This window comes from Polaribacter gangjinensis (assembly GCF_038024125.1).
Classification (GTDB): domain Bacteria; phylum Bacteroidota; class Bacteroidia; order Flavobacteriales; family Flavobacteriaceae; genus Polaribacter; species Polaribacter gangjinensis.
The window spans coordinates 1132322-1153497 of record NZ_CP150662.1 but is presented as its reverse complement, the minus strand read 5'-3'; the positions used below and the strand labels follow the sequence as shown (position 1 = coordinate 1153497).

22 protein-coding genes and 3 tRNA genes are annotated in these 21176 nt (G+C 31.6%); 1 reads left to right on the top strand and 24 read right to left on the bottom strand.

Going from position 1 to position 21176, the window contains the following annotated elements; genetic code table 11:
* Window positions 1-155 precede the first annotated feature (155 nt).
* The 19 genes from WHA43_RS05120 to WHA43_RS05030 form a co-directional block, all read right to left on the bottom strand.
* Window positions 156-229: transfer RNA gene (locus tag WHA43_RS05120), tRNA-Pro, on the bottom strand.
* 53 nt (window positions 230-282) lie between these two features.
* Window positions 283-356: transfer RNA gene (locus WHA43_RS05115), tRNA-Thr, on the bottom strand.
* Window positions 357-444: 88 nt separating this feature from the next.
* Window positions 445-1749, bottom strand: coding sequence for a cryptochrome/photolyase family protein (locus WHA43_RS05110; RefSeq protein ID WP_105046035.1), 1305 nt, complete (start codon window positions 1747-1749; stop codon window positions 445-447).
* A 4-nt stretch (window positions 1750-1753) separates the two neighbouring features.
* On the bottom strand, window positions 1754-2215 hold the full coding sequence (locus WHA43_RS05105; protein ID WP_105046034.1) for an SRPBCC family protein: 462 nt from the start codon (window positions 2213-2215) through the stop codon (window positions 1754-1756).
* Window position 2216: 1 nt separating this feature from the next.
* Window positions 2217-2681: a TspO/MBR family protein gene (locus WHA43_RS05100; RefSeq protein WP_105046033.1), complete on the bottom strand. Its 465-nt coding sequence runs from the start codon at window positions 2679-2681 to the stop codon at window positions 2217-2219.
* Window positions 2678-2851: a Lacal_2735 family protein gene (locus WHA43_RS05095; RefSeq protein ID WP_105046032.1), complete on the bottom strand. Its 174-nt coding sequence runs from the start codon at window positions 2849-2851 to the stop codon at window positions 2678-2680. Before WHA43_RS05095 ends, WHA43_RS05100 begins: the two co-directional genes overlap by 4 nt.
* Before the next feature lie 4 nt (window positions 2852-2855).
* Entirely contained in the window at window positions 2856-3326 is a 471-nt protein-coding gene (locus tag WHA43_RS05090) for a glutathione peroxidase (RefSeq protein ID WP_105046031.1), read from the bottom strand.
* Between the two features lie 4 nt (window positions 3327-3330).
* Entirely contained in the window at window positions 3331-4014 is a 684-nt protein-coding gene (locus tag WHA43_RS05085; protein ID WP_105046030.1) for an SDR family NAD(P)-dependent oxidoreductase, read from the bottom strand.
* 172 nt (window positions 4015-4186) lie between these two features.
* Entirely contained in the window at window positions 4187-4414 is a 228-nt protein-coding gene (locus WHA43_RS05080) for a hypothetical protein (RefSeq protein WP_105046029.1), read from the bottom strand.
* Window positions 4415-4417: 3 nt separating this feature from the next.
* Window positions 4418-5116 (bottom strand): GTP cyclohydrolase I FolE, encoded by a 699-nt coding sequence (gene folE / locus WHA43_RS05075; protein ID WP_105046028.1) that lies wholly within the window; start codon window positions 5114-5116, stop codon window positions 4418-4420.
* Between the two features lie 63 nt (window positions 5117-5179).
* On the bottom strand, window positions 5180-5455 hold the full coding sequence (locus WHA43_RS05070) for a TIGR03643 family protein (protein WP_105046027.1): 276 nt from the start codon (window positions 5453-5455) through the stop codon (window positions 5180-5182).
* A complete protein-coding gene (locus WHA43_RS05065; RefSeq protein ID WP_105046026.1) occupies window positions 5456-5878 on the bottom strand; it encodes a hypothetical protein in 423 nt (140 codons plus the stop codon). It abuts the gene before it with no gap.
* A gap of 89 nt (window positions 5879-5967) precedes the next feature.
* On the bottom strand, window positions 5968-7455 hold the full coding sequence (locus WHA43_RS05060) for a cryptochrome/deoxyribodipyrimidine photo-lyase family protein (protein WP_105046025.1): 1488 nt from the start codon (window positions 7453-7455) through the stop codon (window positions 5968-5970).
* Window positions 7445-8977, bottom strand: a complete 1533-nt coding sequence (locus WHA43_RS05055; RefSeq protein WP_105046024.1) for a cryptochrome/photolyase family protein — start codon at window positions 8975-8977, stop codon at window positions 7445-7447. Before WHA43_RS05055 ends, WHA43_RS05060 begins: the two co-directional genes overlap by 11 nt.
* Before the next feature lies 1 nt (window position 8978).
* A complete protein-coding gene (locus WHA43_RS05050) occupies window positions 8979-10286 on the bottom strand; it encodes a DASH family cryptochrome (RefSeq protein ID WP_105046023.1) in 1308 nt (435 codons plus the stop codon).
* Window positions 10256-10396, bottom strand: coding sequence for a DUF2256 domain-containing protein (locus WHA43_RS05045; protein WP_105046022.1), 141 nt, complete (start codon window positions 10394-10396; stop codon window positions 10256-10258). Before WHA43_RS05045 ends, WHA43_RS05050 begins: the two co-directional genes overlap by 31 nt.
* Window positions 10397-10399: 3 nt before the next feature.
* Window positions 10400-11821, bottom strand: a complete 1422-nt coding sequence (locus WHA43_RS05040; RefSeq protein ID WP_105046021.1) for an SDR family oxidoreductase — start codon at window positions 11819-11821, stop codon at window positions 10400-10402.
* Between the two features lies 1 nt (window position 11822).
* Window positions 11823-12449 carry a flavin reductase family protein gene (locus tag WHA43_RS05035; RefSeq protein ID WP_105046020.1) on the bottom strand — a complete coding sequence of 209 codons (627 nt, stop codon included), beginning with the start codon at window positions 12447-12449 and terminating at the stop codon, window positions 11823-11825.
* Window positions 12450-12680: 231 nt separating this feature from the next.
* A tRNA-Pro gene (locus WHA43_RS05030) sits at window positions 12681-12755 on the bottom strand.
* 181 nt (window positions 12756-12936) lie between these two features.
* Between WHA43_RS05030 and trxB the strand changes: the two genes are divergently transcribed.
* Window positions 12937-13884 (top strand): thioredoxin-disulfide reductase, encoded by a 948-nt coding sequence (gene trxB, locus WHA43_RS05025; protein WP_105046019.1) that lies wholly within the window; start codon window positions 12937-12939, stop codon window positions 13882-13884.
* A 70-nt stretch (window positions 13885-13954) separates the two neighbouring features.
* On the opposite strand, the gene WHA43_RS05020 is transcribed toward trxB, so the two are convergent.
* From WHA43_RS05020 to WHA43_RS05000, 5 genes are all read right to left on the bottom strand, one after another.
* Window positions 13955-14932 carry a M28 family peptidase gene (locus WHA43_RS05020; protein ID WP_105046018.1) on the bottom strand — a complete coding sequence of 326 codons (978 nt, stop codon included), beginning with the start codon at window positions 14930-14932 and terminating at the stop codon, window positions 13955-13957.
* Between the two features lie 136 nt (window positions 14933-15068).
* A complete protein-coding gene (locus tag WHA43_RS05015) occupies window positions 15069-16877 on the bottom strand; it encodes an acyl-CoA dehydrogenase family protein (protein WP_105046017.1) in 1809 nt (602 codons plus the stop codon).
* 20 nt (window positions 16878-16897) lie between these two features.
* Window positions 16898-18088 (bottom strand): acetyl-CoA C-acyltransferase, encoded by a 1191-nt coding sequence (locus tag WHA43_RS05010; RefSeq protein ID WP_105046016.1) that lies wholly within the window; start codon window positions 18086-18088, stop codon window positions 16898-16900.
* 121 nt (window positions 18089-18209) lie between these two features.
* Window positions 18210-20615, bottom strand: coding sequence for a 3-hydroxyacyl-CoA dehydrogenase/enoyl-CoA hydratase family protein (locus WHA43_RS05005; RefSeq protein WP_105047297.1), 2406 nt, complete (start codon window positions 20613-20615; stop codon window positions 18210-18212).
* Window positions 20616-20634: 19 nt separating this feature from the next.
* Complete coding sequence (locus WHA43_RS05000) at window positions 20635-21090, bottom strand: MarR family winged helix-turn-helix transcriptional regulator (protein WP_105046015.1); 456 nt, start codon at window positions 21088-21090, stop codon at window positions 20635-20637.
* Window positions 21091-21176: the final 86 nt, after the last annotated feature.

Sequence of the window (21176 nt, the reverse complement as noted above, 5' to 3'; positions counted from 1 at the left end):
TTGTTAGTATTAGCAATATGAGTAAATGTAGTAAAAAATTAGTTAAAATTATTTAATAATATTATCTAAAAAATATCAAAAAATAACTATCTATTTTAGCCAAAATGTGTCTTGTAATAAAGCTGTAATTGCTTGAAAAGGAAACATTAAAATTGTCGGGATGACAGGATTTGAACCTGCGACCACACGACCCCCAGCCGTGTACGCTACCAGACTGCGCTACATCCCGAAAATTAATTAAAAAAGAAAAGTCTCAAAACTCATTTTGAGACTTTTTAATTGAGCCGATAGAGGGACTCGAACCCACGACCTGCTGATTACAAATCAGCTGCTCTAGCCAGCTGAGCTACATCGGCTTTTGATGCCGCAAATTAATGATAAAAAAAGTAGATGTACAAGAAAAAAATAGTTGTATTCAATATTTTTTTATGTTTTTTATTATTATTAGCCTAAGGCTTCTTTATAAGTTTTCAAACAGCGATCTCTCGCAAAAGAATGTTCTACAATAGGTTTTGGATAAGTAAATTCTTGAAAATCAGGAACCCATTTTTTGATATATGTTAAATTTTTATCGAATTTTTCAATTTGTGATGTTGGATTGAAAATTCGAAAATAAGGCGCTGCATCTACTCCAGAGCCAGCAACCCATTGCCAGTTACCAACATTACTTGCCATTTCGTAATCGTGTAATTTTTCTGCAAAATAGGCTTCTCCCCATCTCCAATCAATCAACAAATGTTTGCATAAAAAACTACCAACCAACATTCTAACTCTGTTGTGCATAAAACCTGTTTCGTTCAGTTGACGCATTCCTGCATCCACTAATGGATAACCTGTTTTTCCTTCGCACCAAGTTTTGAAGTCAGTTTCATTATTTCGCCATTCAATTCGATCGTATTTTGGTTTAAAACTATCTGAAACTGTGTGCGGAAAATGCCATAAAATTTGCATGAAAAATTCTCTCCAAATCAATTCTTGCCAAAAGATTTCATTTTTCTCTGCGATTGCTTTCGCAACCATTTTACGAATACTTACGGTTCCAAAACGCAAATGGGGTCCTAATTTTGATGTAGCATCTTTTGCAGGAAAATTTCGAGTTTCTTCATATTCTTGGATCAATTTTGAAGAAACTGTGTAAGGAACAATTTTTTGATTGGATGTTTCGAATCCAATATCAGTAAGTGATAAGTTTTGAAAATCAAACTCTTTTAAAAGATTGTTGAGATGATTTTCTGAATCGAAATGTATTAGTTTTTCTGCTTTGAACTTCTCTTTCCAAGCTCGCATAAATGGCGTGTAAACTACATACGGATTTCCATCCTTTTTTACAATTTCATTTTTTTCAAAAATTACTTGGTCTTTAAAAGTATGAAATTGAATATTTTTTTCATTTAAAAAATTTGCTATTACTTGATCGCGTTTTGTAGCATAAGGTTCATAATCATGATTCGTAAAAACGCACTCGATTTCTAGTTTTTCACTAATTTGATTGAAAATTTCTATTGGTTTTCCGTTGAAAATTGCAATATCTCCTAAGTTTTTTTCCTGTAATTCTAAACGCATTTGTTGTAACGTTTCATGGATAAAAGTTACTCTTGCGTCATTTTTTGGTAATTTATAAAGAATTTCAGTGTCAAAAATAAATATAGGAAGTACCTTATTTTTTGATTGCAAGGCATTGAAAAATCCACAATTATCATCCAAACGCAAATCTCTTCTAAACCAATATATGTTTATTTTCTCTTTCATTTATTTACATTTTTCCGAATAATTCGCTCATCTTTTGTTGTCTGTATTGAAAAATTTCTTCCAATTTAGGTTTTACCAAAAATGGATGTACCATTTGTCCTAAAATTCCTAATGGAACTTTGTAATCAATGATATCTTCTAATTCAACGCCACCATCAATTTCATGGATAAAATGTTTGTGATGCCACAAAGCATAAGGACCATATAATTGAACATCAACAAAATATTTTTTTTCTTCAAAGTGTGTGATTTCTGAAACCCATTTGGTTTTAATTCCTAAAATGGGCGTTACTAAATACTGGATAATTTGACCAGCAAACATGGGTTTTTCGGCTCCAGAAATAATATCAAAACTCATGTAAGCAGGAGTGATGATTTTTAAATTTCTGGGATTTGACAAAAAAATCCAAGCTTCATCAACAGCTATTGGAAGTTGTTGCTTTTTGTGAACTGTATAAATTTTCATTTTAATTATTAACTAATACATATAAATTTAATGAAGTTGCAATGCACAACCAAATCATATATGGTAACAATAGAAATTTATATTTTTGAGCGTTTTTACTAAGGCTAAAGTAAAAATAAAACACTACGAATGTAAGTAAAATGATGCCTATTAAAGCAATAAATACCCAATGTTTATTGAAAAATAAGTAGTTCCAACTCACATTTAATACAAACTGAATTAAAAATGTGATAGAAATAATTTTTTTGTCATTTTCGGTAGTGAAAAGTTTTGTCAAATAAAATGAAAAACAAATCATAATAGTTGTCCAGGCAACTCCAAAAACCCAGCCTGGAGGCGTCCAAGGAGCTTTATTTAAATTCAAATACCAATCAGAAGTTGGACCGTTATTCATTAACCAACTTCCAAAAGCTAAGCCTCCAAAATTGAGTACAAAGAATATAAAAAAATAGGTAATTGGCTTCATTTTTTTTGTTCTAAAAGCGTTATTTTCTTTAAAATTTCATCAGCTTCTACATATTTTTGATCACTTTCACTTCTATTTACGGATTGTAATTGATACGCTTCTTGCATAAGTTTTTTATATTTTTCATGAAGTTTTTCTACTTCAGACTTTTTTTTAAACAATCCAAACATTGGTTTATTTTAAGTGATTTGTAATTTTTGAACTTGTTGGTTTTGTGATGGAAAAGTAATAATCAATCAATTCGCCATTTTTATCAACTAAATATTTTTGAAAGTTCCATTTTACAGAAGAACTTTTCTTTCCATTCAAACTTTTTGATGTTAACCAAGTGTATAAAGGATGTTGATTCTCGCCTTTTACATCAATTTTTTCTAACATCAAAAAAGAAACTCCATAATTTACCTCGCAAAATTCTTGAATTTCAGTTGCATTTCCAGGTTCTTGTTTTCCAAATTGATTGCAAGGAACTCCAATCACAACCAATGTATCTTTATACATTTGATGTAGTTTTTCCAAATCTTCATATTGTGGTGTAAAGCCACATTTAGAGGCAACATTTACAAATAGCAAGTATTTACTTTTAAAATCAGAAAGATTAACTTGTTTTCCTTGTAAACTATTGATTTTGATATCGTATAAACTCATTTTTTTAGATTTTAAAACTTACAATGCCACAATCCAATTCAAAAATTTGACCAGAAATTGACAATGCTTTTTCAGAAATTAAAAAACTTGCCATGGCTGCAACTTCTTTAGGATTTAAAAACTTTTTCAATGGATGACGTTCAGTGATGTTTTCAATCATTTTTTCGTTGCGCAATAACTTCGAAGCTAAATCAGTATTGGTAACTGTTGGAGCAATAGCGTTAACGCGAATTGTTGGTGCTAACTCAGCACCCAATGATTTTGTTAAACCCTCAACAGCTGATTTTGCAGTAGCAACACTTGCGTGAAAAGGCATGCCTAATTTTGCTGCAACAGTACTAAATAACACAATTGAAGGATTTTTTCCATTCTTTAAAACAGGTAAAAAATGCTGAATAGCTTTTACAGCACCAATCACATTGATTTCAAAATCTTCTCTGAATTCTTCCAATTTTAATCTTGATATTGGTTTCAAATTAATGCTTCCAGGACAATAAATTAGACTATCTATGGCATCAATTGTTGGTAATTCGTCTGTTAAAATATCACAAGAGTAATGTACTAAGTTTTGATGTGTTTGTTCAGGATGATTTCTACTGATGTTGATGATTTGATTTTCAGAAACCAAGGCGTTTACAATAGCATTTCCAATTCCTCTACTTCCGCCAATTACAACTATTTTTTTCATTTTTTTTGAAAATCTTTAGGTTAAATGTAATTCAATTTTATTACACAAATGTTAATTTATATTTTATTTAAAAAACAGGTTCTTCATGTTAATAGAAAAACCTGTTTTTATATCAGTAAAATAAAAGGAATTTTCTTTTGATACTTAAAAGTGAATCCAAAGAAATTTTAAATTATGCAGCAGGAACTTTAAAACCTTTCAAACGTTTTTCTATTTTTTGTTTGATAGCAGTTAAACGCTTCATAATTTCCATGATTTGTTGATCTTTTGTTTGTTTATAAATTTCATTCAAGCTTAAAATCAACGATTTTACTTCTCTTGAAGCTAAAATTCTATCACTTGTAGTTACGAATTTCATTGGTCTTTGCTCGAATTCAAGCGCTTTATTAATGATTTCCATGTCTTAGTAATTTAAAGTATTTTGTAGTTCAGCGATTTTTTCAGGAGTATTGAAAGCACCCCCAAAATATGAGGTTACTGTAGCAGAGGTATCATCTTTAATACCTCTTGATGAAACACATAAATGTTTTGCATCAATAATTACAGCTACATTTTCAGTTTGTAAAACAGCTTTCAATTCTTCTGCAATTTGATTGGTTAAACGTTCTTGTACTTGTGGTCTTTTTGCGAAATATTGAACAATTCTATTCAATTTTGATAGCCCAATTACTTTTCCTGATGAAATGTAAGCAACATGCGCTTTTCCAATAATTGGCACAAAGTGGTGCTCGCAATTAGAGTAGAAAGTGATATTTTTTTCAACCAACATTTGGTTGTATTGATATTTATTGTCAAACAAAGCAATTTTTGGTTTGTTAGCAGGATTTAATCCAGAGAAAATTTCGTCAATGTACATTTTAGCAACTCTGTTTGGAGTTCCTCTCAATGAATCGTCAGTTAAATCTAAGCCCATTACATCCATAATTTCTGCAAATAATGATGTAATTTTTTTCTTTTTTTCTTCATCAGAAATGTCAAAAGCATTTGGTTTCATAGGAGTTTCAATTCCTGTGTACAAATGGTCATCTCCAATTTCTTCGAATGAAAATCCATTGAACTTTTGCTCTGTTTCTTTTTCTTTTAATACGACTTCTGTAATCATCTTTTTGTTTCTTTTTAATGTGCTGTCTTTAAGTACTCCAAGCTTAAAAGCAAAGCACGAGGTTTATCTTTTTGATATAGAGTTATTTGATATTGATTTTTGTCTTGAACATTTGAAGCGTCCTTGCTCAAAAGTTCGTAATTTTTCATGTTTTGTTTTTCGTCCTTGAACACGTTCTTTCCACATTTTGAAACTTTTTGGTTTCATCTCTTTGCGCATCAATTCAATGACTTCTTGTTCTTTTAGGCCAAATTGAAACTGAATTGCTTCAAAAGACGTTCTATCTTCCCAAGCCATTTCAATGATTCTATCTATTGCTATTGTGTCTAAATTTTCCATTTAATATAATTCGTACAATTTTCTGTTTTCAATTTTTAAATCAACTAGTTTGTCGAGAAAACTTTTATTTTCTTTCAACAAATTATTCTTTTTAAATTGAACGAAATTTCCTTGAGCATGAATACTAAAAGTTTGTGTGTTATAAATGTGCAATTGATAAAAAGGAATTGCCCAACTGTAGTTTTTTAAACCTTTGTTGATGTGAACTAGTATCCCTTTTTCTCTCAGTTCAATATTTCCATAATTGATATCAGAAACATTGTTCATCATTGATGAAAATTTAGGACTTACTTTTTCAATCATCATCCTTTTTGAACCAACTCCACCCAATTTTAATGCCTTCAAAAATGAGTAAGGTTTTCCTAATAAGTCCTCAAATACTTCTTTGGCTTCTATGTTGGTATGTGTTGTGTCGTAAATCATAACTATGTCAAAGATAGTTATGTTTAATTAATATTTAATAACGTTAAACAGAAATTAACAAAAAATTATCTTTTAAAAAACCAACTTTTTTACTCATTTCTAAGCATTCTTGTTCGATCTTTAAGGGTATGCTTTAGTAAGATTTTGGTGCTTTCGTGAATAACTTCAGGATCATTTCTTAAATTCCACAAAATTTCACTAGCTTTTTTTCTAGCAGATTTTGCATTTATAATAGGATAAGGATAATCAACACCCAATTCAAAATTGTTAAATTGTTGGTCTAAAGGTGTCATTAAATAGGGCTCATGAATAAATGCCAAAGGTAAATTTCTCAATTCAGGAATCCATTCTTTGATGAAAGTAGCATCTTCGTCATGATCTAAACTATTTTTTACAGGATTGTAAATTCGGATGTTATTGATGCCAGTTTCTGCAGCTTGCATTTGCAATTGAGGGAAATGAATTCCCGGTTCAAAATCTAAAAACATTTGTGATAAATGATGCGTTGCTTCTTGCCAAGGTTGCCACAAAATATGTGTAAAAAACGATACTAATAATGAACGCATTCTAAAATTTAAATAACCAGTTTCATTCAAACAGCGCATGCTTGCATCAACTAAAGGAAATCCAGTTTTTCCTTCAATCCAAGCTGTTTTATATTCTATAGAAATACTTTTTTTTAGTTTGTGATAGCCTTTATTGATACTTGCATTTTCCATAGTATGCTCCATTTCAAACTTTTGGATGAAGTGTGCTTGCCAACGCAATCTGGAAATAAATGCACCTAAATGACGTTTGTTTTGGTCGGTTTTTACAGTTTGTGCTTTTTGAAAAACTTGTCTGATAGACAAATTTCCCCAAGCAATATAAGGCGATAGTCTGCTACTACTTTTTCTTGATAAAGCCGGTTTTGAAATATGAAACATGTAATCTTTGTGGCGATCTTCAAAAAATGAATTTGCATATTTCCACCCTATTTTTGTTCCCCCTTTTTGAAATTTTTTATGGTCAGGAGTTGATAGATCCGTTACTAAAAATGATTTTTCTAACTGATTTATTTCGTCAATACTTAGTAATTTTTCTGATTGAAATTCATTGAAAATTTGAGGTTCATTCATGTAATCTTCCCACTTTGCGAACCAATCTTCTCTATCAAGCAAACCTCTTAAAACACCATTATTGATGTTTTCAATCCATTCAATACTATAGTTTCTGCAAAATCTTTTAAATTCTTTATCTCGATTAAAAGTGATGAGTAAACCTGTTTCTTGATGCGAAAAGACACTTTGGATGGAATAATAATTTAAAATTTGATTGAAAGCAGTTACAACTTCAGTAGTTACGCACAAAACTTTCGAGTTGTAAATTGCCAAATCTTGATTCAAATCCACCAAAGATTGTTTGATGAAATTCCAATGACGTTCATGATAATGAGGATCTTCTAACAAAGATTTTTCGAAAACATACAAGAATAGTACTCGTTTGTTGGATGATAAAGCATTGAAAATGGCCTCATTATCTTGCAAACGCAAGTCACGTTTTAACCAAACAATTGATATTTCTTCTTTAATATTCATCCAAATTATTGATAATGTGATGCGCTTTTTCTTGAATTGCAGCTATTTCTGATGCAGTCATTTTGTTGAGTAAACTATACATCATTTTCATCCTAAAATTGGAGGATAATTGTGCTTTTTTTTCATCTAAAAAATTCCAATATAAACTATTGAAAGGACAAGCATTTTTGGTCGTTTTTTCCTTGTAATTATAGCTGCAAGAATTGCAATAATTGCTCATTTTTTGAATATAACTTCCTGAGGAAATATAAGGTTTTGTGGCAATTTTTCCACCATCAGCAAACTGACTCATGCCTCTTGTATTGGGCAATTGTACCCATTCAATCGCATCAACATAAATTCCCAAATACCAAGCGTCAATTTCATCAGGATGAATTTGTGTGAGCAAAGCAAAATTCCCAGTAATCATCAAACGTTGAATGTGATGTGCATAGCCATTTTCTAATGAATTTTTAACGGCATTTTTTACACAATTCATTTTTGTATTTCCAGTCCAGAAAAAATCTGGAAGTTTGGTTTTATTATCCAGAAAATTTTCAGTTTTGTAACTTGGCATCAACATCCAATACATGCCTCTCATATATTCGCGCCAACCAATAATTTGACGGATAAAACCTTCCACTTGCGAAATGTCAATTTCAGCTGAATTTTCACGATAGGTTTGCAACACTTTTTCGATAATTTCTTTGGGAGAAATCATTTTGGTATTCATTGCAAAAGACAATTTTGAATGAAAAAGAAAAACGGTATCTGTATGCATAGCATCTTGATAATCACCGAAATGAATTAATAAATGCTCGCAGAAATAATTTAATTGTTCTAATGATTGTGATCTATTTATGGGATATTCAAAATACCTTTCATTGATATTTCCAATGGTTTTGATGTTTGCAATTTTGATTTCTTGAACAATTGTTGATACATCATTGTCAAAATTTTTTGCAGGCGGAATCAATACTTCTTGATTCCATTTTTTTCTGTTGGATTTATCATAGTTCCAGATGCCACCTTCAGGTTGATTATTCACCATTAAAATCTGGTGTTTTTTACGCATTTCTCGATAAAAATTTTCCATCAAAAATTGCTTTTTTCCTGAAAAAAATGTCGCTAAATCTTGCTTTTCTGTGTAAAAATGTTCTGTTGAAAATACTTTTGATTTTATATTGATTTCTTTGCAGAAATCTGACAATTGTTTGTCTAATCGAAATTCATCCGGTTCTTGATATTCAAAATTTTCGATCTGAAATTCATCAAAAATGTTTTGTAAATTTTGAGTTAGATGTTGACTATTTTTTGGGTCGTTAATTTTTAAATAAATAACCTTGTGATTTGCTTTTTCAAGTTCCTTTGCAAAAGTTCTCATAGCAGCAAAAAATCCGATCACTTTTTGAATATGATGCGTTACATAATCAGTTTCTTGACGCATTTCAAACATGCAATACATTACATTTTCATCCACTTTGGTAAACCAAGAATGATTGCTATTTAACTGATCACCAAGAAGTAAGCGTAGTATTTTCATTTTAAAACAAGGTTTTTTCTAACCAAAGATTTCTGAATTTATAGTTTCCATCATAATTTTGTGCTTGCAACTTCGTATTGAATTTTCGATCTCTAGGATCATTGCCAACTCCTGAAACATACAACCAATTTCCGTAATTGCTATGCACATCATAATCCATCAACATCGATTCAAAATAAGCAGCTCCAATTCTCCAATCCAACAATAATTCTTTGGCAAAATAAGAAGCTACATTTTGTCTTCCTCTATTACTCATCCAACCAGTTTCTTTAAGTTCAATCATATTTGCATTTACAAAATCGTCTTTTGTATTTCCTTCAATCCAATTATTGATGTTTTTTAGATTAGAATTCCAATAATAATTTCTGTCTAAAATTCCTCCAATTGAAAAGATTTTATTGCCATATTTTAATGAAATATATTTGAAATAATCACGCCAAATCAATTCGAAAATCACCCAATATGTTGAGTCGTTTGCAGTGAATTCTTTTTCGAATTTTTTAAGTTCCCAATAAATTGTTTTGGGAGAAATGCTACCATTTGCCAACCAAGGAGAAAATTTGGTGCTATAATCAACGCCCACCAAACCATTTCTAGTATTTTTATAAACCGCTACTTTTTTAGATTCAAAAAGGTAGTAATTCAATCTTTTTAAAGCTTCATTTTCTCCGCCTTTAAAAGGAAAAGCTGAATTTCTATGCGTGTCAAAAGTTTCAAAACCCAACTCTTCTAAACTCGGAATTTTTGTAAAATTTTCAATCAAATTTGATTCATTCAATTTTGAAATCGGAATTTCAGCATCAATTTTTACTTTTTTTTCAACTCCTTTTCTGAATTCAGTAAATACATTCGGAATGTTTGAAAAATCAGTTGAAACCGCATTTGGATGATATAAAAATTGATTAAAATCTTCTATTAACTGAACAGTTGGTACCTTTTTTTTAATTGCTTTGTTCGTTTCAACTTCGTCTCTAGTCCATTCTTTTTGCGTGTAAATTGATTGTACAGAAAAATCAGCACAAATTTTGGATAAAATTTCCTCAGGATTGGAAAAATAGGTGAGGAGTGTAATGTTAAGATTCGCTAAATTCTGTTTTAATTCAGTTACAGTTTCAATTAAAAATTGAGCTCGGAATTTTTCTGTTTTTTTAAATCCGAAAGTATCTTTTTCAAAATACTTAGGATCAAAAAAATACACTGCAATTACTTTTTCATGATGGTGAATTGCTTTAAAAAGAGAGACATTGTCATGAATTCTTAAATTATTTCGAAACCAAATTATGCTTGTTTTTTCTTGTTTCTGCTGCATTTTTCACTACAATATTTTACGTTTTCCCAATTTTTCTCCCATTTTTTTCTCCAACTGTAAGGTTTTTTGCAAACCAAACAAATTTTTTGAGGAAGATGTACTTTTTTCACTTTTTACTTATTGATGTTATTGATCATTCCATTAAAAACAAACCAATGAAAAGGCATTACAGCATACCAATACAATCTGCCAGCAATTCCTGTAGGTCTAAAAGTGGCAGTTTGAAACAGATAATTTCCTTCTATTTTAAACTCTAACCAAGCTTCTCCAGGTAAAATCATTTCTGCATATAATAGCAATTTCCCTTTTTCTTTATCAGCATAAATTACGCGCCAAAAATCCAATGCATCACCAGCATTCAATTCTGTTGGATGCCTTCTGCCTCTTCTTAAACCAGCTCCACCAAAAAATTGATCTAAAAAACCTCTGATTTTCCACAAAAAAGTACCATAATACCAACCCGTTTCACCTCCAATTGCCCAAATTTTATTCAATGCTTTTTCTCTATCTTTTAGTTTTCGTTTTTTATAATCCTTAAAACATCCATACTCAGGAACATTTATAAATTCGTGAACGTAATTTTTTAATTTTCCACTACTGATGTAGGAATCTTTCCAACTTGAAATGATGCTATTTTGTTCTATTTTTTTGAAAGCCAATGCTACAGCTTCTTTGTAAGTCATTGGATTGACATTCAAAATTTTATTGATATCACTTTTATTCCCAATTACTTCAACACCCATTGAATTTACAAGTGAACTCGCTAATTTATAAGAAGTTGATGTTACAAAATACAACCAGTAAGAGGATAATTTTGGGGTCATTACTGGAACCGTTAAAATCCATCTTTTTAGTTTTCTAACTTCAGCAAATTGTAATAACATTTCTTTGTAAGTCAATATTTCAGGTCCAAAAATGTCAAACGATTTATTGAAAACTTCCTTTTTATTTAGTGAATTTTGCAGAAAGCTCAAAACATCTCTGATTGCCAAAGGCTGCGTTTTTGTATTCAACCATTTTGGAGCAATCATAGCCGGTAATTTCTCAACCAAATCTCTAATGATTTCAAAAGACGAACTTCCTGATCCAACAATAATCCCAGCTTTAAAAGTTGTTAGTGCATATTTTTCAGAGGATAATGTGTTTTCAACATTTTTTCTGGATAATAAATGTTTAGAAAGCTTGGTATCATTGGTAATTCCGCTTAAATATATTACTTGTTGTATGCTCGATTTTTCAGCAAAACGTTTAAAATTCAACGCACATTTTTCCTCCAAAATATGAAATTCTCTGGCAGAATTCGTCATAGAATGAATCAAGTAATATGCAAAATCAATATCTGTGGGAATTTTTTCAATACTTTTTGAATCTAAAAAATCAGCTTCAACTAAAATGATTTGATCTCTGTTTTTAAAGTAATTTTCAGCTCTTTTTAAATCTCTTACAGGGCAAATGATGGTGTGACCATCATTTAATAATAATGGAATCAGGCGTTTTCCAATATAGCCTGTTGCACCTGTAACTAGAATTTTCATCTTATTCTGTGATTTTTTTGGGTCTTTGATAAGAAAGTTGTTTCTTAAAATTTGGAGTAGCATACGTATCCAAACCGTTGATAGCAACCACTTTTCCTAACGATAAATTGATGAGACCATCCTCTTGTAACAATTCATCTTTTACATACAATTCCTGAATTTGCGCAACAATCAAAATTACATCATTAGAAGGAACATAAATTTCTTCTATAAATTTCATGCTCATTTGCACTGGTGAATTTTTTACAAAAGGAGCTTTGAAATTTCCTTTAAATTCAGGTTCTAAATTTGTCATATCAAACTCAGAAATCTTCTCATCATATTTTGCAGAAGTATGATGCGCATCATCTATAATTTCCTCCCAAATATGATTGATAGTAAAAAATCCAGTTTCTTTGATGTTCTTATAAGTATCTCTAGGAACTGTTGTTGGCCTTAAAATAAATCCTAAAGTTGGTGGATTTGATCCTAAATGAGTCACTGAACTAAAGATTGCAACATTAGTAATTCCTTCATTAGAAACTGTTCCTAATAAATTTGCTGATTTAAATCCAGAACAACTGTTGATGAGATTTATTTTATAAATTTTATGAAGTTCACTTATATCATTTGCGTCAAAAAATTTCATTGATTCAATTTTATAACACAAAGGTACAAATTGTTTAATCAACAACTATTTTTGTTAAACAAAAATTACGTTAAAATTTGGTCGAAAAAAAACCTCGTAATTTCTTACGAGGTTAAAAGTCGGGGTGGCAGCTCCGAAATTTTGGATGAACCTGCGACTGTAATTTATAAATAAGAATATTTTAAAAAGAAGTTATAAAAAAACCTCGTAATTTCTTACGAGGTTAAAAAGTCGGGGTGGCAGGATTCGAACCTGCGACCTCCTGCTCCCAAAGCAGGCGCGATAACCGGGCTACGCTACACCCCGAATGTATTTTCATTGGGATTGCAAATATACATTCTTTTCACAGATTACAAAGAAATCGAAAAATTATATTTAAAGTATTTTTAAATTAGCACTTCTTATGTTTTGATTGTAAAAACTTATAAACATTCATATTGATAAGAATTAAAAAATTCTATTTTTACAACTTAAATTAGTTAGCAGTATGTCAAATTCAATTGAAAAAATAAAATGTCTAATAATTGGTTCAGGACCTGCAGGTTACACAGCAGCAATTTATGCTGCAAGAGCAGATATGAAACCAATCATGTACACAGGAATGCAAATGGGAGGTCAGTTGACAACCACAACTGAGGTTGATAATTTTCCTGGATATCCAAATGGAACAGATGGAACCATGATGATGGAAGATTTAAAAAAACAAGCTGAGCGTTTTGGAACAGATGTTCGTTTTGGGTTGGTTACTAAAGTTGAATTGAGCAAAGAAATTGGAGGAGTTCATAAAATAACAGTTGATGAGTCGAAAGAAATTGAAGCGCAAACTATTATTATTTCAACTGGAGCAACCGCCAAATATTTAGGTATTGAAAGTGAGCAAAGATTGATTGGAGGAGGAGTCTCGGCATGTGCAACTTGCGATGGATTTTTTTATAAAGGACAAGATGTTGTTGTAGTTGGAGCAGGAGATACAGCTGCTGAAGAAGCTACTTATCTTTCAAATATTTGTAGCAAAGTTACCATGTTGGTTCGTAAAGATTTTATGAGAGCTTCAAAAGCGATGCAACACAGAGTAAGTAAAACTAAAAATATTGAGGTTTTATATAATACTGAAATTGAAGAAGTTTTAGGTAAAAACGTAGTTGAAGGCGTACGAATTATCAATAATAAAACAAAAGAAACTTCAATAATTCCTGTTACAGGTGTTTTCATTGCAATTGGTCATACTCCAAATACTGATTTATTTAAAGGTGTTTTAGATATGGATGAAACAGGATATTTAATCACTAAAGGAAAATCGACAAAGACAAATTTACCAGGGGTTTTTGCTGCAGGAGACGTTCAAGATAAGGATTATAGACAAGCTGTTACTGCTGCAGGGACTGGTTGTATGGCTGCATTAGATGCCGAGCGTTATTTAGGATCTTTAGAATAAATTAAAAATTTATCAATAAAAAAGAGCATTCAATATTTATGTATGCTCTTTTTTATTTTGCATTAAAATATTACTTTTTTTCTATCAGATATGCATCTAAAGCTTCAATTGATCTAATAATTACTTTTACAGACTCTGTGTAAAATTTTTGATTTATAGTAGCAAATTTATCAGTTGGTCTGTGGTAATCTTTATGATCTTCAACTCCAAAATATAAAAACGGAATTTTTTCTTTATAAAAAACTTTGTGATCAGAAGAAAGTGTCCAATCAGATTGTTCAATTTTTTCAGGATCATCATGACCAAATAAAATGGTTACTTCATCTGATTTTACTCTTTCTAAAGTCTTTTTTAAGTTTGGATGATGGTACGTACCGCAAATGTATAATTCGGGATAATAATCACTATGTGCAATCATATCCATATTAATGTTTAGTGCGATATTATTTTTATCAGAATAATTTTTTAAGAAAATTTCTGCTCCTACTGAGCCAATTTCTTCACCATCAACAGCTGCAAAAATCAAAGTATGTTTTATTGGATTATTCTTAAAATATTCGGCAATAGTAAACAATGCTGCAACTCCAGATGCATTATCATCAGCACCATTAAAAATCAATTTATCACGAATACCTAAGTGATCATAATGTGCAGTAATGACAATTGTTTTGTTAGAACTTCCTCTTAATTTTCCAATAACATTTGATCCAGAGGCAGTAGTATCTTTAACATTTGAAAAATTGATTCCTGGATTTTCAATAGGAAAAGCTTCTTGTCTTTTTTTACCTTTAAAAGTGTAATCAAAAGCTTCTATATAGCTTCCATTTTTATATTTTTCTAATCCAATTTCAGAAAATCTTTTCTGAATAAATTTTTGAGCTTTTATGTTTCCTAGGGAAGAGAAAGCTCTTCCTTCCATTGAATCGCTTGCTAAAATTTTTATATTTTCAAGCAATCTTTTATTATCAATTGAAATTGGTTTGGGTGGTTTTGAACAGCCCCAAAGTAATGTCAATAAAATAATTATTGAAAATAGATTTTTTTTCATCGCTTTTTATTTATGACCAACAAAAATGGGGGGAAAACTATTACAAATATAAGAAAAAAGACCATTTACGAAAAATGGTCTTTTCAAATTAACAACTAAATTTCAAAATTTTTGATTTTGAAATGCTAACTAAATTTTAAAAGCAATATTTACCTTCTGATTTTAATTTTTCAGCAATTACATCTCTTAAGGCAATTACGTTTGGATAGTTTTGATATTTAGTAAATCGCTTTAATCCCATTAATAACATGCGTTGTTCATCACCTTCAGCAAATGAAATGATTCCTTCTTTTCCGTTTTTAGCGATAATTTCAACAGCATTGTACAAATATAATTTTGCCATTGCAATTTGAGCTTCCTGCTCTTTTTCACCAAAGCGTTTTGCATTTTTTTCAGCTCTTAATAAAGTAGATTCTGCCATATAAATTTCATTCAAAATATTTGCAGCTGCTAAAAGTAATTGTTGGTGTTGTTCTAAATCAGGCCCATATTTTTGAATTGCAGATCCAGCTACCATCAAAAATACTTTTTTCAATTTAGCAATCATTTCTTTTTCTTCGGCAAACAATTCAGAATAATCTGGAGTTTCAAATGAAGGAATTCCCATCAATTCTTCACCAACAGCAGTTGCAGGACCTAATAAATCAACATGACCTTTCATTGCTTTTTTGATTAACATTCCTACAGATAACATTCTGTTGATTTCATTGGTTCCTTCATAAATTCGAGCAATTCGTGCATCTCTCCAAGCAGCTTCCATAGGTGTTTCTTCAGAAAAACCCATTCCTCCAAAAATTTGAATTCCTTCATCAGCACAATTTTGCACATCCTCAGAAACCGTAACTTTTAATATAGAACATTCAATAGCATATTCTTCAACACCTTTTAATTCAGCTTCTTGATGTGAATTTCCAGCTGCAATTCGCATTGCAATTCTATCTTCAATGTCTTTTGCAGCTCTGTAACTTGCAGATTCACCCGCATACGTATTGGTTGCCATTTCTGCCAATTTTGCTTTTATAGCGCCAAAATCGGCAATTGGAGTTTTAAATTGTTTGCGTTCTAAAGCGTATTTTAGTGCATAATCAGTAATTCTTCTTTGAGAATCTAAACAAGCAGCCGCTAATTTAATTCTTCCAACGTTTAGTGCGTTTACAGCAATTTTAAATCCACCACCTCTTTCTGATAACATATTTTCTGCAGGAACAATGGTATCATTAAAAAATACTTGTCTTGTTGATGAAGCACGAATTCCGAGTTTGTGTTCTTCTTCGCCTAATGTAATTCCATTTGGATTTTCTTTATCATATTCAACGATAAAACCAGTAATATTTTTATCATTTTCAATACGTGCAAACACAATCATCAAATTGCAAAAACCTGCATTTGAAATCCACATTTTTTGGCCATTGATTTTGTATGATTTTCCGTCAGCAGAAATTTCAGCAGTGGTTTTTCCAGAATTTGCATCTGAACCAGCTCCAGGTTCTGTTAAACAATAAGATCCCATCCATTCACCAGAAGCTAATTTTGGAACATATTTTTTCTTTTGCTCTTCTGTACCGTATAAAGTAATTGGCATGGTTCCAATTCCTGTATGCGCACCAAATGCAGTACTGAAAGAGCCAGTTCCACTGGAAATATAATCGCAAGTAAGCATGGTAGAAACAAATCCCATTCCCATTCCTCCATATTCTTCAGGAACAGCAACTCCTAGAAAGCCTAGCTCACCCGCTTTTTTCATTACATCTTCTGTAAGTTTGTAATCTTTGGCTTCAAAACGAGCTTTGTGTGCAATGATTTCACGTTCGTTAAATTCTTTTACAGCTTCACGCATCATGATTTGTTCTTCTGAAAAATCTTCAGGTGTAAAAATATCTTCGCAGTTTGATTCTTTCACCAAGAATTGACCACCTCTTAATACGTTTTTTTCTAATGTTTCCATGATTTTATATTGTTTACTAATTAGTTTAAAAATTCAAAAATTCCTGCAGCACCTTGTCCTGTTCCAACACACATGGTTACCATTCCATAGTTGTTTTTCATGTTTCTTTGACGCATTTCATCAAATAATTGCACAGACAATTTTGCTCCTGTACAGCCTAAAGGATGTCCTAAAGCAATAGCTCCACCATTTACATTGATGATAGTTGGGTCTAAACCTAATTCGCGAATTACCGCTAAAGATTGAGAAGCAAAAGCTTCATTCAATTCAATTAAATTGATGTCTTTTTGTTGCAATCCTGCTTGTTTTAAAGCCTTTGGAATTGCAGCAATAGGTCCAATTCCCATAATTCTTGGTGGTACACCAGCTGCAGCATAACTTACCAACCTTGCAATTGGAGTCAAGTTTAACTCTTTTACCATGTCTTCACTCATTATTAAAACGAAAGCAGCTCCATCACTCATTTGTGATGAATTTCCTGCAGTTACACTTCCATTGGCAGCAAAAACAGGACGTAAACTTGATAATCCAGCTAGAGAAGTATCTTTTCTTGGACCTTCGTCTTTAGAAACAGTATATTTTTTAGTTTCTTTTTTTCCGTTTTCATCAATATAAGTTTGAGAAACTTCAATCGGAACAATTTGTTTTTCAAATCGATTTTCACTTTGAGCTTTCAACGCTTTTAAATGCGATTGTAATGCAAATTCATCTTGATCAGCTCTTGAAATTTTGAATTCGTTGGCAACAGCTTCTGCAGTATTTCCCATTCCCCAATAATATTCTTCATGACCAGCAGCAATGGTGTCGTAATTTAGTTCAGGTTTAAAACCTGTCATTGGCACTGAACTCATGCTCTCTGCACCACCAGCAATGATACAATCTGCCATTCCTGATTGAATTTTTGCAGCAGCCATTGCAATTGTTTCTAATCCAGAGGAACAAAAACGGTTTACAGTAACTCCAGGAACATCTTCAATTTTTAATCCCATCAACGAGATTAAACGTGCCATATTTAATCCTTGAGCTCCTTCTGGCATGGCATTTCCAACAATAACGTCGTCAATTCTTTTTTTATCAAAATCAGGCAGTTCATTCATCATAAATTGAATGGTTTCTGCGGCTAATTCATCAGCTCTTTTAAAACGGAACAATCCTTTAGGAGCTTTTCCAACGGCTGTTCTGTATGCTTTTACGATATATGCTTGTTTCATAATCCTATCCCTAACCCTTTCCAAAGGAAAGGGAATTTGTTCGGGCTATTTTTTTTAAATTTTAAACTTCATTTTAGTTTTACACTTTTAAGTCTTCCTTTTGGGAAGATTTAGATGGGATTTAATTACGCAATGGTTTCCCGGTTTTTAACATGTGTTGAATTCGTTCTAAAGTTTTGCGTTCTGTGCACAAACTCAAAAAGGCTTCACGTTCAATGTCTAATAAATATTGTTCAGAAACTCTGGTTGGTTCTGATAAATCTCCTCCTGCCATTACATACGCCAATTTGTTTGCGATTTTTTGATCGTGAGCTGAAATGTAGTTGCTAGCTTCCATAGAATCAGTACCAACTAAAAACATTCCTAAGGCTTGTTTTCCTAAAACGAGAATATCTTTACGTTTTACAGGTTGTGTATAGCCTGCTTCTGCCATCAAAACAGCGTGTTTTTTAGCTTCCGCAATTTGTCTGTCTTTATTTACAACCACCACATCTTTTCCTTTTTGTAGCAATCCTAAATCAAAAGCTTCATATGCAGATGTTGCTACTTTTGCCATTCCAATGGTTAAAAAATGTTCTTGTAAAACATTGAGTTGAACATCACCTTTGTGAAACAAGTCTTGTGCTCTCAGAGCCATTTCTTTAGATCCTCCACCACCAGGAATTACGCCAACTCCAAATTCAACTAAACCAATATACGTTTCAGCAGCAGCAACAACTTTGTCAGCATGTAACGAAATTTCACAACCACCACCTAAAGTCATTCCATGTGGAGCAGCAATTGTTGGGATTGATGAATAACGCATACGCATCATAGTATCTTGAAAATATTTGATAGCCATGTTCAATTCTTCATATTCTTGCTCTGCAGCCATCATAAAAATCATTCCGATATTGGCACCAACTGAAAAATTAGCGGCTTGATTTCCAACAACCAAACCTTGGAAATCTTTTTCTGCTAAATCAATTCCTTTGTTGATAGCAGCCAAAACATCTCCACCAATCGTGTTCATTTTTGATCGGAATTCAATGTTTAAAATTCCATCTCCTAAATCTTCAATTACAGCACCTGAATTTTTCCAAACCTCGTTTGATTTTCTGATATTGTCTAAAATAATGAACGAATCTTGTCCTGGTTTTTTAACTTGAGATTTTGAGGGAATATCATAATAATACGTTGCTCCATTTTTAACGGTGTAAAAAGAAGTTTCGCCATTTGCCATCATTTCAGTAACCCAAGTTGCAGGTTGATGACCTTCAGCTTTCATAATTTCAATTCCTTTGGCAACTCCAATAGCATCCCAAATTTGAAATGGTCCATGCTCCCAACCAAATCCGGCTCTTAAACCATCATCAATTCTATACAGTTCATCAGAAATTTCTGGAATTCTATTTTGAACATATGCAAACATGGCTGCAAATGATTTTCTATAAAATTCACCAGCTTTGTCTTTTCCTCCAACCAAAACTTTGAATCTGTCAGAGACATTATCAATCGATTTCGTGAGCTCTAAAGTGGCAAATTTTGCTGATTTTTTTGTGCGATATTCTAAGGTATTTAAATCCAATGACAAAATATCTCTATTTCCTTGAGCATCTTTGGTCATTTTGTAAAAACCTTGTTTGGTTTTGCTTCCCAACCATTTGTTTTCCATCATTTTATTTACAAAATCAGGAATCACAAATTGGTCTCTCATTTCATCATTTGGACAATTGTCTTTTACGCCATTTGCTGTGTGAACTAACGTATCTAAACCAACTACATCAATCGTTCTGAAAGTTGCTGATTTTGGACGACCTATTACTGGACCTGTCAATTTATCTACTTCTTCAATCGTTAAATCCATTTCTTTTACAACGTGAAACAAACTCATGATTCCGAAAATTCCGATTCTATTTCCAATAAAAGCAGGTGTATCTTTTGCTAAAACAGCTGTTTTTCCTAAAAATTTATCTCCATGCATCATCAAGAAATCAGTAACTTCTTGTTTGCATTTTGCACTTGGTACCACCTCAAATAACTTTAAATATCTTGGAGGATTGAAAAAGTGCGTAACTGCAAAATGTTGCTGAAAATCTTCACTTCTGCCTTCACTCATAAATTTTATTGGAATTCCAGAAGTATTGGAAGTAATCAAAGTTCCTGGAGTTCTGAATTTTTCAATTTTTTCAAAAACACTTTTTTTAATGTCTAAACGCTCCACAACAACTTCTACAATCCAATCAACATATTTGATTTTGTGTAAATCGTCTTCTAAATTTCCAGTAGTAATTCTGTCTGCAAATTTTTGATTATAAATAGGAGAAGGACTTGATTTTAATGAAGCAGTCAATGCGTCATTTACCAAGCGATTTCTTACCACTTTATCATTTAGCGTCAGTCCTTTTGCTTTTTCAATTTCATTTAATTCTCTTGGAATAATGTCCAATAAAAGCACTTCTACGCCAATATTTGCAAAGTGACAAGCAATCCCTGAACCCATAATTCCAGAGCCAATGATTGCTACTTTTTTAATTTTTCGTGTCATTAAAATATAGTTTTTAATTTTATTTTTCTTGATGAATTGATTCAAAAATCTTTTTTTCTGCAATTAATTTGTTGATAGTAGCAGTAACTTTAAAAAAACCATCGAGATCATTTTCAGTTACTTGCGATTTCACAAAATCATTAAATTGATACACATGACCTTTAGAAATTTCTCGCATTTGTTTGCCATATTCTGTCAATTTAATCATTACACTTCTGCCATCCTCAGGATTTTTTTCTCTATAAATGGCACCTTTATCTTCCATTGATTTTAAAATTCGTGAAAGACTTGTGGGTTCCATTCCCATCATAGGTCCTAAAGCAGTTGAGGGTGTTCCATCTTCTTTGTGAATGCTCAATAAAACGAAAGCCATGGCCATAGTACTTCCATGATTTGCAGCTTGCTCATTATACATTTTTGCAACTGCTTGCCATGTGGCTCTTAATTGATGATCGATTGTTCTATTTTTATCCATACAAGTTCAAAGATATAAAAATTTATTATGCACGCATAGTAAATTTAAAAAAAGTTATGCGCGCATAGTAAATTTAACATTTTATT